This window comes from Parabacteroides goldsteinii DSM 19448 = WAL 12034, from assembly GCF_000969835.1.
GTDB lineage: Bacteria > Bacteroidota > Bacteroidia > Bacteroidales > Tannerellaceae > Parabacteroides > Parabacteroides goldsteinii.
Map to the genome: position 1 here is coordinate 1,407,126 of NZ_KQ033913.1, position 12,337 is coordinate 1,419,462.

The window sequence follows — 12,337 nt, forward strand, 5'->3', positions numbered from 1 at the left end:
TAATAAATAAAAAACAAGCCTACACTTAATTGACAGACAAGGAATTCACTGGATTTTCGTTTGCCGTCCTCCAGGTTTGCAGGGTAACAACAAAAACAGTTAGCAGCAGGATGGAGAAGAACGATACCACATAAACCATCCAGTCTAGCGGAACTTTATATGCAAAATTCTTCAACCATTCACCTGCAAAATAGATGGATACAGGTACAGAGATAACAAAACTCACGATCAATACCATCAGATACGTCCTGTTAAACCGGTATAAAACATCTTTTACGGTCGCACCGAGTACTTTCCGTATCGCAATCTCCCTACGCCGATATTGGGTTTCAAATAATACCAATCCCAAAATACCCGACAAAGAGATCAGGACAGAGGCAAGACATGAGGCGGAAACAATCCGTCCGGTACGTATTTCATCCCGGTAAAGTTGCCTGATAATCGTTTCATAATACTCTATTTCAACAGGATAAGCAGGATCGATCTCTTTAAATGTTTGCCGTATATGCTCTGTCGCCTTTTCCATATCCGCCCCTTGCCTTATCTTTATACAGGCAACCGGCATGCCGGCATTCTTTTCATTAATGACGAAAGCCAACGGGTAAGCACCGGTCCGCAAAGAATTTATTTTCAATTCATCCGTGATCCCGATAACCATTCCTTTATCCTTCCAGTAGGTAATGAGCCTGTCCCCGACCTCCAGTCCGTATTCTTCTTTCGCTTTCCGGTTAAAGACGAATAATAAATCCTTTGACTGCCGGTCTTCCTGGCGGGGACACCTTCCCTCCATTACCGGGATATCCATCACTGACAGGAAGTTGGGCGAAACATTCAAATAATGAAAATACATCATTTCGTTATTCTTTTCTGCTCCGCCGCCCCGGTATAACTCTTCTGCACCGACCTTTGCGGAAGAGAAAGCGACATCTTCAATACCGGAATATTTCTTCAATTCATTCGTGAACAGGTCGATCTTCCCGACCGTTTTCCCATTCAGCACAACTACTGCAATACGGTTTTTACCATATCCGAATGAACGGGATTCCATATATCTGTTCTGCTGATAGATCACAAATGCCAGAATAACCAAAGTAAAAGAAATTATATATTGGATACCTATAAGCATTTTCCTTAATGCCAAACCTTTGGGAGACAATCCATAAGAACCTTTCAATGCCATCTGCATGGAAATGGAAGTGGCGCTAACGGCCGGATAGATACCCGCAATGAATCCTACCGCCAAAGACAAAGAAACCAGCCGTAAGAGAACCGGTATATCAAGAGACAAGTTCAACAATACGGCTGGCAGGCAAGCCACCAGCGAAATCACAACGGATTCAAACAGTTGGGCACAACGCAGCCTGGCAACCGATGCCCCGGCAATCTTTCGGATATTGATGCTTTTAATCCGGTAAGGTATAAGGGCCACCGAATAGTTGATATAATTGATCATCGCAATCAACGCCACCAGAAAAGCCACCATCAGCATCCGGTTCATGTTTTCTTTCTTTCCTGATTTGATAAACTTCATCTGGGAAGTGACCGGCTCATAATAGATATCCGCCAGGTTCGTCAGCTTGACTTCCGCTTCTTTATAGTCCGGTGCATCTTCCACATTGAAACAACGGGCAAAAGCGGAACATATCTCCTTCTTATCCGCTCCCGGAGTGACTAGGATATAACAGACATAAGTATAATCATCCCATGATTCATACTGGTAAGAGGGACTAACTGCCGTATAAACAGCATTTGCCAGCTGACTATTTTCCGGAAAATCTTTATAGACACCTCCTACGGTCAATGATTTCCTGTCTTTCGTCCAGATATTTCCTTCTGCCGTCAATTGTTTTCCGGCAACCGAAATACTCCCGAATATCCTGCGGGCCAGACTTTCGGGTATCAGGCACATCTCCGGCTGCTTCAAACAATCGGGAGTCCCCTCGCGGAAAACAAAATCAAATATCCCGGTGATATCCGGAGAACAAGTTTGTACCGTTTCTTTGAAACCTGTCTGGTTACCGTTGACATCGGTCGTAAAATAACATTCTCCGATAAAGGGATTGATCAACGTACTTTTCTGTATATAAGGAGAAGTAGACACAAAAGCATCGATCAGCAATCTGGAATGTACGGACCATACAGATGCAGGGGTTTTACAGTCTACCCTGTAAATATGATCCACTTGTGGATGGAACCGGTCAAATTTATTGGCAAAATCAACCTGTGCATAAATCGTTGCAAAAACGATATAGGCAATCGCCAATCCCATAATATTCAGTATGGCTGCTGTTTTATTGAATCGTAGTACGGAAATAAAATTCCTGTATATGGCATGCATAATAATTTGTTTTAGTTTGTATTTCAGGTAATAAAGTAACTAGATGTATCCACCGGATACACCAAACGTTTCCCCTGCCAGACGACAGCAGGGATTCAAATTTTTCCTGAAACAGATTTAATTAAGCATGCAGCAAAGGGTGAAGCAGGAATACCGCTTCTGCCAAAGGAATATTTTATATCGTAAGGAGACTTTTTCCTGATCAAAAAGTTTGTGCAGGTACAGTCTGCTTGAAAGACTGACAATTAATAATACTACTGGGATCAACAACAGAATGAACCAGTCAAGACTATTAAATAATACGGGGACCGGTTGGATATCACGAATCAGAAAAACAGCAGGCTGAATTGCTTGTCCCCGAAAATCTGAAAGATTAACCTCCTGAGGGTTTTGAACATACGAAGCCTTCTTCTCTGCAATGATTTGCAGCGTTACAAAAGAGAAAAGGCATAGTAACAACACTTTCAGGAGTTTCATATTATTATTGTATTCAATATTGAAAAGGTGAACTCACAATCTGTAATTCAATTAATAGATAAGACAAATATACAAAATATACATCAATGTATAATACATCAATGTATATTTTTTGCGGAATAGCCATTTTAATGGTACACGGACAACACAGAACACGCGGAGAATCACGGAAAAATAACATCATCCGGTTCTTTATTATTTCATCCATACAATATGTTTTAGGGATAAAAAAAGTATCTTTGTAGAAGTAGTAATACATAAAACTCAATAGTATGGAAACGATTCTTTTATCAACAGCGGATAATAATGTTCAGGCTAGCCTGTTACAAAGCGCGTTAAGAAATGAAGGTATAGAATCTTTTCTCAAGAACGAACATCTTTCTACGGTATTCGGGAATATTCCGGGATTCCAGATCGAGATATATGTTTTTGAGAGTGATTATGAAAAAGCGAAAGAAGTCTTGAAGAATGGATTTCCGGAACTTGTGGGTGATGAATAAACAGTTTCTTTATACTTCAGCTATAACGGCGATACTGATTGCTATTTTATTGACGATCGTGCAGGTCGTTCCCGAGAAACCATTGCTGCTATCGGAACGGCTTATGCCATCCGCAGGATGGATACAGGTTGGTATCGCCATTATTTACGGGGCACTGCTCAGTTATAAAATGCAGGATCGGAAAGAACGTCCCAAATGGCGAGTCCGGGCCTGGTTGCTTTTTTCTATTGTTTTCTTCGGGCAGTTACTTTTAGGCGTAACTGTCGATTCTGTCTTTCTGATGACCGGAAAGCTGCATTTACCCGTTCCGGCAATCATACTGGCCGGCCCGATTTACCGGTTGGAGGGATTGTTTATGCCGATACTTTTCCTGAGTACATTGCTGCTTTCGGGACCTGCCTGGTGCAGCCAGCTTTGTTATTTCGGGTCATTTGATGCATGGAGCGTAAAAGGGAAGACAGAAAAGAATGTTTTTCGCTATCATAAGCAATTACGTTACAGTGTATTTTTTCTGGTAATAGCAGGGGCTATTGCATTACGGTTATCCGGGGCAAGCGGATGGATGGCAACGGTTGCCGGACTGATTGTCGGGATTATCGGACTGGGTATCATGTTGATACTATCACGCCGGAAGAAAAAGATGATCCATTGCAGTAGTTATTGTCCGATAGGAACACTGGTGTCTTTTATGAAGTACCTCTCTCCTTTCCGGGTAAAACTCAATACAGACTGTACACACTGCATGGCTTGTCTGAAATCATGCAAATATGATGCGTTGCACAAAGAAAATATAGAAAAAGGAAAAATCGGTTACACCTGTACTTATTGCGGCGACTGCCTCTCCGCCTGTAAACATGGAGGACTGGAATATCGTTTTTTCAAATTGCGTCCGGCTACTGCCGAACGCCTTTGGATTATTATTACAGTCGTTTTACATACCTGTTTTCTGATGATTGCACGTATCTGACTGGTAAACAGGATTCCCCGCCACATAAGTGGCAACTATATTACGGTCATCCCCCAACGTCTGGATACCGAACAATTTATTTTCAAGATTCCATTTCCCCTTACGTTCAAGATAATCTTTCCGCATTTGCTGGGAAGGAGTAGCCGTAGAATCAACTACAATAAAATCAGCATCCCTGCCCTGGTCGAAACTGCCTATCTTATCATCCAGTTTCAAGGCTTTAGCCGTACCGCGCGTACATTTATATAATGATTCGAATACAGACATAGGATACCCGTTCAGTTGTTGTACTTTATAGGACTCTCCCATGGTCCGGAATAAAGAGAAAGATGTGCCGGCACCAACGTCTGTAGCCAGTGTCGTTTGGATATTGATCCGGTTTGCCTGTTGCATATCGAACAGGCCGCTTCCCAAAAACAAGTTTGACGTGGGGCAATGGGCTATTATCGCTCCAGCCTCGGCCATTCGGCGACATTCCGAATCGGATAGATGAATGCAATGGCCGAATACGGAACGTTCGGTAACTAATCCTGCCCGTTCATAAACTTCCAGATAGTCAGAACATTCCGGAGACAATTCAAGGGCTGAATCTATTTCATTCCGGTTTTCCGACAAATGCGTTTGAATGTAAGTATCGGGATATTCTTCATGCAAACGGGCGGCACTAATCAATTGACCGTGAGTGGAAGTAATAGAAAAACGGGGAGTAATCACATAAAGATTACGTCCTTTTTTATGCCAGGCTTCGATCAGCTCCCGACTATCAGCCTCCCCGCTTTCTTCAGTATCCATCAAAGACTGCGGTGCGTTACGGTTCATCAAGACCTTACCGGTCAGCATTTGCATGTTATATTCGGAAGCAACCGAAAAGAGAGCATTAACAGATTCTTTATGAACCGTTGCATAAGCCATACAGGTCGTAGTGCCGTTGCGAAAAAGTTCATTTACAAAGAAACGGGCTACCCGTCCGGCATATTCAGAATCTCCAAAAGCCTCTTCCGTGGGATACGTATATTCGTTCAGCCAATCGAGCAGCTGTTTGCCATACATACCTATCATTTCCGACTGAGGATAATGGATATGTGAATCGATCAGGCCGGGCATCAGAAGTTTCCCGGAATAATCAGTAACGAATGCCTCCGGATAACGCTCTTTTATATTTTCATAAGCTCCGGCTTCTATGATTTTTCCTCGACAGACCACCAATGCTCCGTCGGGATAATAACTATAAGATTCATCAAACTTCAGGGGAGAATCCTTAAAATAAAAGACTTCACCTTTATACAAATATACCGTTTCATCCATCTTCATTCTTTACTTTTATCAAATCAACAGATAATATAACAATGTAACATCAAAGGTAAGAAAATTGTTAGAATCCGACTAAAAGCAGAAACAACTACATTAAAAATAATAAATCAACTCTTTGCCCTTGATGAGAATTAATAAGGATAAACTAAAATAAGAGATGGATTATCATTGGTTGAAATATTATTAATATGTATATTTGCAACTGAAAAGGCTTTTGATTTGAAGCCTTGCGTTGCGTGTGATATTTGTGCGATTAAGTGAAAATCGGCTAAATTTTCTCAAGTCTTCAATGCACAAAGAAGGCCCCGCAACCCTTTACCGGATATACGTGTTATCTATGCTGCTGTAATATGGAGATACTTATGAACACAGCCATAAAAAAAATGGAGAGCGTTTTTCATAACTATCATAAACATAAAAGAACTATCATACTATCATATTTTTATATAACATATTGATTATATGTGCATTATATAAAAATATGATAGTATGACAGTGCATTTGATGAAACATTATTATGAAGTTCCAATCTGGAGAGGAGGCCGGGGGGATTGTTAAAGCTAGTCAATAAACCTGTAATAGTCAAGTAACTCTAATTATGATGGTTACATAACGGGAGCTATTGTTATTAATAACTCCCGTTTCTTTTATTTTCAGTTTCTTACCAGCAAGGCATCCGCCACTTCTCCCGCTATTTCATCATCCCGTAAAACCTTCAATAAGGATAATCCAAATTCGAATACAAAACCGGGCCCCTGGCAGGTTATGATATTTCCATCTTGCTCAACACCATTACCGGTAGGGATGGCTCCTATCATAGTCGGTTCGAAGTTCGGGAAACAAGTGGCCTTACGTCCTTTCAATAATCCTAAGCCGCCTAAAACCATAGGTCCTGCACAGATCGCTCCCAGAATTATATTTTCTTTATTCTTTTCCAGTATAAGTTCTTTCAGGCGGGTACAAGTATTCAGATGATTGCTTCCCGGAATACCTCCCGGAAGAATTAAAGCATCTGCCGCACTAAAATCGGCCTCTTCAAACAGGTAATCTGCTATCACCGGGATATTATGCGCCCCCATTACCCGGGTTTCACCGTTAATCGAGATGGTAGAGACTCTGACACCTCCCCTACGTAAAATATCGGCTGTGCCTAACGCCTCTATTTCTTCAAATCCTGTAGCCAGGAATATAAACGCTTGCTTCATATTATATTATTTTTTATTGAGATAATACTTGATCTTATATTTCAACAATGGAATATCTACGGGTTTCACCAGATAATCATTAAACCGGCAACACTTCGCTTTCTCTTTTTCTTCATCAAATGCAAATGCAGAAAGAGCCAGAATAGGAACATCTGAAGATAATTCACGTATTTTACACGTGGCGGCATAACCGTCCATCACCGGCATTTTTATATCCATCAAAACAATATCCGGCTTGTAATCCTTAAACTGCTGTACGGCAATCTGTCCGTTTTCCGCATAAATCAGACGATAATGTTGCTTTAAGACTGCTTGCAGCAAAAGATAATTTTCCAACACATCTTCTGCAATCAAGATTGTATATTGCCCTGGCAAAGCATCCGGAATGATCTCCATAGGAATTTCATTGCCTGCTTCTTTCTTTTCAGACTCTTCCGGAACTGCTAATGGCAGCGTAAACCAGAATGTCGACCCTTTGCCCAATTCCGACCGAAGGCCTATTTCTCCGCCTAACTTTTCTATGATCATCTTACAGATAGACAGTCCCAAGCCGGTCCCTTGCCTGAAATCATCCAATTTTACGAACCGCTCGAATACAGATGCCTGCTTCTCCTTATCGATTCCAATACCGGTATCAGTGACAGAAACCCTTACAAAATCACCCTCCACCTCATACGACAAAGAGACAAATCCCTGATTCGTACATTTTATAGCATTGGATAAAAGATTCAGCAATACCTGTTCAATACGCTGTGTATCTGTCCGTAACCTGACAGAAGGCAACATATCTCCATTATACAGCAATGCCACATCCGAAGTCATTTTCAATGATTGCGAAATATAAACTTCCTGGCAGACATCTTTCAGATCCACCCACGACAGGTTATAATTCAACGTTCCGGATTCTATCTTTGCAAAATCCAGAATATCGTTGATCAATTGGAGCAACAGGTCGCTGTTGTTATTGATAATTGTAAGATACTCCTGTTGTTCACTGGCATTATCCGTTTCGGTAATCAACCGGGAGAAACCTACTATCGCGTTCAATGGCGTACGGATCTCATGGCTCATATTAGCAATAAAGGCATTCTTCATTTTATCCGCCTCCTGGGCCTTGATCAGATCCAGCTCATTTTGCCGCTGTTCCGTAATATCCCAAAGCATAGCCAATAACAAAGGAGAAGCTCCCGGGTCCGGGTTGGTTATCAATAAACGGATGATGTTCACAATACGGATTTCACCGTTCGGTTTCTCATATTCAACCACCGATTTATGGATTCGTCCGTGGTTGATCGTTGAATAATCTTCCGTACGGATTTCATGCGCCCTGCGCGGATCAGAAAACAGATCAAAGTCTGTCTTACCTAACACCTCGGAAGATTTAGCCCCCATAAAGTCTTCGGCCGCCTGATTGAAGTAAATATATTTAAAACTGTCGAAAACATCTTTTACGGCTATAACGACAAAGATATTTGACAGAATAGTATTCATTAAGATATTCAGGAAATTAATTTTGCGCTGATTCAGAAGATTTTCGCTCATTTTCTCTATCTCAGCATTCTTCATGACTGATGCTGCCAAATCCGTTTCCAACACTTTAATGCGCTGGATCAGTTCTTCTTTTGAAAGGTTTTCGTACATGTTCATATATTAGAAATCAAGGTTTATAATTGTAACTTACTGCTGAAGGCAAATGTAAAGATATTTTTTCAGGAACCTTAGAAAATCAACATTTAATTTACCTGTTTTTATAATTTTGAGCAAAAATGCTGCATCTAATCAAAATAAAAGATACATTTGCAGTCTAATTTCATGAATTAAACACAATATAATACGAAAAAGCTATGATGTATTGGCAGAAAGATATTGAGACGATGAGTCGTGAAGAACTGAATAAACTACAGTTGGAACGACTGAAACAAACAATAGAATTAGCCGGACACTCCCCTTTCTACAGCAAAGTTCTTAAAGACAACGGTATAACGGCAGACAGCATCCAGTCATTGGATGATCTGCAAAAAATCCCTTTCACAACGAAAGACGACCTGCGTAATAATTATCCGTTCGGAATGGCAGCTATTCCTATCAAGGATTGCGTAAGAGTACACTCTTCCAGCGGTACAACCGGAAATCCTACCGTCGTATTACATTCGGCAAAGGACCTGGACCAATGGGCCAATCAGGTGGCACGCTGCATGTATATGGTCGGTTTACGTGATACAGATGTTTTCCAGAATACCTCCGGATATGGTATGTTCACCGGTGGTTTGGGATTTCAATATGGCGCAGAAAAACTCGGAGCATTAACCGTTCCTGCCGCCGCCGGTAATTCCAAACGTCAGATCAAATTTATTACCGATTTTGGAACGACTTGCCTGCATATCATTCCCAGCTACGCCACCCGCCTGGCTGAAGTAATGTATGAAATGGGACTGGATCCGCGCAAAGACACCAAACTGCACACGGTTTGTATCGGTGCCGAGCCTCATTCGGAAGAACAACGCAAACGCATCGAACAACTATTAGGTGTAAAAGCATATAACTGTTTCGGTATGTCTGAAATGAATGGCCCCGGTGTTGCTTTCGAATGTACGGAGCAAAACGGATTGCATATCTGGGAAGACTATACGATTGTGGAGATTGTAGATCCCCAGACATTACAGCCTGTTCCGGAAGGGGAAGTAGGCGAACTGGTATTAACGACAATCAATCGTGAAGCCATGCCGCTGTTACGTTACCGTACCCGTGACCTGACCTGCATTATCCCGGGCGAATGTCCTTGCGGAAGAACGCATAAACGTCTGGCCCGCTTCAAAGGACGTAGCGACGATATGATCATCCTGAAAGGTGTGAATCTCTTCCCGATCCAGATCGAAAAGATTCTGATGCAGTTCAAAGAACTGGGAAGCAACTATCTGATCACACTCGAAACGGTGAACAACAGTGACGAAATGTTGATCGAAGTAGAACTGAGCGACCTGTTTACCGACGATTACAGCGTCTTGCAACGTCTTGCAAAAGACATTACCCGACAGCTGAAAGATGAGTTGCTGCTGACTCCGCGCCTGAAACTGGTAGCCAAAGGCTCATTGCCCGTTCAGGAAGGTAAAGCCGTAAGGGTAAAAGACTTGCGTAAGTTCTGTTAAAACAATTGTTCAACAAATAAAAGATACAGCTATGACAGTAAATCAAATTTCTATTTTCCTGGAGAATAAATATGGAAAGCTAAGTGAAATCCTGGCTCTGCTTGCTGAAGAAAATATACGGATCATTGCTGCTACTGTTGCGGATACGTCTGAATATGGTATTCTGCGTATTATTGTAAGCGATCCGCAGAAAGCATACAAGATATTGAAAAGCAACAATGTAAGTGCGAATCTGACGGACGTACTGGCTATCGTGACCAACTCTTGTGCCGGAAGTTTTGCACAGGCATTGACACATTTTACAAAAGCCGGTCTGAGCATAGAATATATGTATTGTTTTTCACTGAATGACAAATCGATCCTTATTCTTCGTACCAATAACCGGGAAGCAGCCCGTGAAGTAATCCGTCGTCAGAATCTGGAATGCATTTGCGAAAGCGACTTGATGAAATTATAATATTATTTATCGTGGGGAGGTTTACAACAGCCTCTCCACCCTAAAAACAAATAACAAATGTTCGGAATAGAAGATCCCGGTATCTGGTTAGCCTACCTGTTAGCCTTCGCGTGTTTAATTTTTTCTTTATGGTTCGGAATTACCAATTGGAATAAAGGAGATAAAGAGAGTGATAACCCTAAACAACCTGATAAATGAGTACCCTTACCCTTGGAATTGTTGTTATCCTTTACATGTTTGTCATTGCCTGGTTAGGTTATATCGGATATAAACAGACTAAAAATGCCAGTGATTATCTGCTAGGAGGAAGAAAGGTCAATCCTATTATCATGGCCCTCTCCTATGGAGCTACATTTATTTCTGCATCGGCTATCGTAGGTTTTGGTGGTGTCGCAGCTACTTTCGGTATGGGTATCCAGTGGCTATGTCTGCTGAATATGTTTATGGGAGTGGTTGTAGCCTTTATCTTCTTCGGTAGAAGAACCCGTAAATTAGGAGAACAGCATAATGCGCGTACATTTCCACAATTATTGGGGATGCACTATAAATCGCGTAGTATACAGATATTTATAGCTACTATCATTTTTATAGGAATGCCATTGTATGCGGCCGTTGTCATGAAAGGAGGCGCTGTTTTCATCGAACAGATGTTCCATATCGACCTGCATCTGGCTTTATTGATATTTACTTTGATTGTGGCTGCTTATGTAATTACCGGTGGTATAAAAGGAGTTTTATATACAGATGCCTTACAGGCTGTGATTATGTTCGGCTGTATGTTATTCCTTTTATTCTGGTTTTACAAAGTCATGGACATGGGCTTCATTGAAGCGAACCAGAAACTGACGGAGATTGCACCGCTTGTCCCCGACCGTTTCAAAGAGTTGGGACACCAGGGATGGACGGCGATGCCGGTCACCGGTTCTCCCCAATGGTATACCTTGGTCACATCGCTTATCTTAGGTGTCGGGATAGGTTGTCTGGCACAGCCTCAGTTAGTTGTACGCTTCATGATGGTGGAAAGTACCAAACAGCTGAATCGCGGAGTACTTATCGGTTGCGTGTTCCTGATTGTAACTGTAGGAGCTATTTACCATGTAGGAGCATTGTCGAATCTGTTTTTTATGAAGACAGAAGGAGTTGTCGCTTCGGAAGCCATCAAAGATATGGATAAAATTATCCCGTTGTTTATTGACCGTGCTATGCCGGAATGGTTTAGTGCCGTATTTATGCTGTGTATCCTGTCGGCCAGTATGTCCACATTGAGTGCACAGTTCCATACGATGGGAGCTGCATTCGGGGCGGATGCATTTCCGAACCTGGGACGCCGTAAAAATACAAACTCAACGATGGGAGTCCGTATCGGAGTTTTATGTTCTATCCTGTTGAGTTATATTATCTGCTATACGTTGAGTGCCGGTATTATAGCCAGAGGGACAGCCTTATTTATGGGTGTTTGTGCAGTGACATTCCTCCCCGCCTATTTCTGTTCATTGTATTGGAAAAAGGCGACAAAACAAGGTGCTTTAGCCAGTCTCTGGACGGGAGCATTGGCAAGTATGTTTGCCATGTTGTTTCTCCATAAGGCAGAAGCCAGCGCGGTTGGTCTGTGCAAAACAATGACAGGAAAAGATGTGCTGATCGATGTATATCCCTGGTTTGCGATAGATCCTATTCTATTTGCTCTCCCGTTGTCTGTTATTGCTATCGTCGTTGTCAGCCTGATGACGCAGGAAAAGACTAATAAGATATAATATGGAATACATTAGTATTTATTGCATGTTAGAAAACATATATTAGCATTTTAACTATTGCTACTTATGAAAAGATCCGTACTTTTGTACTGTGGTTTTTTCATAATAGTATTAGATTTAAGGTTAACAAAGTTGGTTAGGGCTTGTCGTGAGACAGGCTTTAATTTTTTATAGACCTCTCC

11 protein-coding genes are annotated in these 12,337 nt (G+C 41.7%); 6 read left to right on the forward strand and 5 right to left on the reverse strand.

The features are described from left to right. Positions 1 to 25 precede the first annotated feature (25 nt). Entirely contained in the window at positions 26 to 2,338 is a 2,313-nt protein-coding gene (locus HMPREF1535_RS18775; RefSeq protein WP_046147121.1) for an ABC transporter permease, read from the reverse strand. Positions 2,339 to 2,455: 117 nt separating this feature from the next. Then, positions 2,456 to 2,815, reverse strand: a complete 360-nt coding sequence (locus tag HMPREF1535_RS18780) for a hypothetical protein (protein ID WP_046147122.1) — start codon at positions 2,813 to 2,815, stop codon at positions 2,456 to 2,458. A gap of 272 nt (positions 2,816 to 3,087) precedes the next feature. On the opposite strand from HMPREF1535_RS18780, the gene HMPREF1535_RS18790 reads away from it, so the two are divergent. Both HMPREF1535_RS18790 and HMPREF1535_RS18795 read left to right on the forward strand, forming a co-directional pair. Beyond that, positions 3,088 to 3,315 carry a putative signal transducing protein gene (locus HMPREF1535_RS18790; RefSeq protein ID WP_007656861.1) on the forward strand — a complete coding sequence of 76 codons (228 nt, stop codon included), beginning with the start codon at positions 3,088 to 3,090 and terminating at the stop codon, positions 3,313 to 3,315. Then, positions 3,284 to 4,282: a 4Fe-4S binding protein gene (locus tag HMPREF1535_RS18795; protein WP_046147123.1), complete on the forward strand. Its 999-nt coding sequence runs from the start codon at positions 3,284 to 3,286 to the stop codon at positions 4,280 to 4,282. Before HMPREF1535_RS18790 ends, HMPREF1535_RS18795 begins: the two co-directional genes overlap by 32 nt. On the opposite strand, the gene guaD is transcribed toward HMPREF1535_RS18795, so the two are convergent. The 3 genes from guaD to HMPREF1535_RS18810 all read right to left on the reverse strand — a co-directional run bounded on the left by guaD (position 4,247) and on the right by HMPREF1535_RS18810 (position 8,445). Continuing rightward, positions 4,247 to 5,587 carry a guanine deaminase gene (gene guaD, locus HMPREF1535_RS18800; RefSeq protein WP_046147124.1) on the reverse strand — a complete coding sequence of 447 codons (1,341 nt, stop codon included), beginning with the start codon at positions 5,585 to 5,587 and terminating at the stop codon, positions 4,247 to 4,249. The genes HMPREF1535_RS18795 and guaD overlap by 36 nt on opposite strands. A gap of 659 nt (positions 5,588 to 6,246) precedes the next feature. Continuing rightward, entirely contained in the window at positions 6,247 to 6,798 is a 552-nt protein-coding gene (locus tag HMPREF1535_RS18805) for a DJ-1 family glyoxalase III (RefSeq protein WP_007656876.1), read from the reverse strand. Between the two features lie 6 nt (positions 6,799 to 6,804). Beyond that, positions 6,805 to 8,445 (reverse strand): PAS domain-containing hybrid sensor histidine kinase/response regulator, encoded by a 1,641-nt coding sequence (locus HMPREF1535_RS18810; RefSeq protein ID WP_007656877.1) that lies wholly within the window; start codon positions 8,443 to 8,445, stop codon positions 6,805 to 6,807. 197 nt (positions 8,446 to 8,642) lie between these two features. On the opposite strand from HMPREF1535_RS18810, the gene HMPREF1535_RS18815 reads away from it, so the two are divergent. From HMPREF1535_RS18815 to HMPREF1535_RS18825, 4 genes are read left to right on the forward strand one after another with little or no spacing between them, the layout of a single operon-like run. Next, on the forward strand, positions 8,643 to 9,944 hold the full coding sequence (locus HMPREF1535_RS18815) for a phenylacetate--CoA ligase family protein (protein WP_007656878.1): 1,302 nt from the start codon (positions 8,643 to 8,645) through the stop codon (positions 9,942 to 9,944). Between the two features lie 31 nt (positions 9,945 to 9,975). Beyond that, a complete protein-coding gene (locus HMPREF1535_RS18820) occupies positions 9,976 to 10,401 on the forward strand; it encodes a hypothetical protein (protein ID WP_007656879.1) in 426 nt (141 codons plus the stop codon). Positions 10,402 to 10,458: 57 nt separating this feature from the next. Beyond that, entirely contained in the window at positions 10,459 to 10,599 is a 141-nt protein-coding gene (locus tag HMPREF1535_RS26450; protein WP_007656880.1) for a symporter small accessory protein, read from the forward strand. Beyond that, positions 10,596 to 12,155 carry a sodium:solute symporter family protein gene (locus HMPREF1535_RS18825; protein ID WP_046147125.1) on the forward strand — a complete coding sequence of 520 codons (1,560 nt, stop codon included), beginning with the start codon at positions 10,596 to 10,598 and terminating at the stop codon, positions 12,153 to 12,155. The genes HMPREF1535_RS26450 and HMPREF1535_RS18825 overlap by 4 nt, the downstream gene beginning before the upstream one ends. Positions 12,156 to 12,337: the final 182 nt, after the last annotated feature.

Excerpts from the sequence above, each read along its gene's own strand:
- HMPREF1535_RS18775 (WP_046147121.1), bottom strand. The coding sequence starts at position 2,338 with ATGCATGCCATATACAGGAATTTTATTTCCGTACTACGATTCAATAAA.
- HMPREF1535_RS18780 (WP_046147122.1), bottom strand. The coding sequence starts at position 2,815 with ATGAAACTCCTGAAAGTGTTGTTACTATGCCTTTTCTCTTTTGTAACG.
- HMPREF1535_RS18790 (WP_007656861.1), top strand. The coding sequence starts at position 3,088 with ATGGAAACGATTCTTTTATCAACAGCGGATAATAATGTTCAGGCTAGC.
- HMPREF1535_RS18795 (WP_046147123.1), top strand. The coding sequence starts at position 3,284 with ATGGATTTCCGGAACTTGTGGGTGATGAATAAACAGTTTCTTTATACT.
- guaD (WP_046147124.1), bottom strand. The coding sequence starts at position 5,587 with ATGGATGAAACGGTATATTTGTATAAAGGTGAAGTCTTTTATTTTAAG.
- HMPREF1535_RS18805 (WP_007656876.1), bottom strand. The coding sequence starts at position 6,798 with ATGAAGCAAGCGTTTATATTCCTGGCTACAGGATTTGAAGAAATAGAG.
- HMPREF1535_RS18810 (WP_007656877.1), bottom strand. The coding sequence starts at position 8,445 with ATGAACATGTACGAAAACCTTTCAAAAGAAGAACTGATCCAGCGCATT.
- HMPREF1535_RS18815 (WP_007656878.1), top strand. The coding sequence starts at position 8,643 with ATGATGTATTGGCAGAAAGATATTGAGACGATGAGTCGTGAAGAACTG.
- HMPREF1535_RS18820 (WP_007656879.1), top strand. The coding sequence starts at position 9,976 with ATGACAGTAAATCAAATTTCTATTTTCCTGGAGAATAAATATGGAAAG.
- HMPREF1535_RS26450 (WP_007656880.1), top strand. The coding sequence starts at position 10,459 with ATGTTCGGAATAGAAGATCCCGGTATCTGGTTAGCCTACCTGTTAGCC.
- HMPREF1535_RS18825 (WP_046147125.1), top strand. The coding sequence starts at position 10,596 with ATGAGTACCCTTACCCTTGGAATTGTTGTTATCCTTTACATGTTTGTC.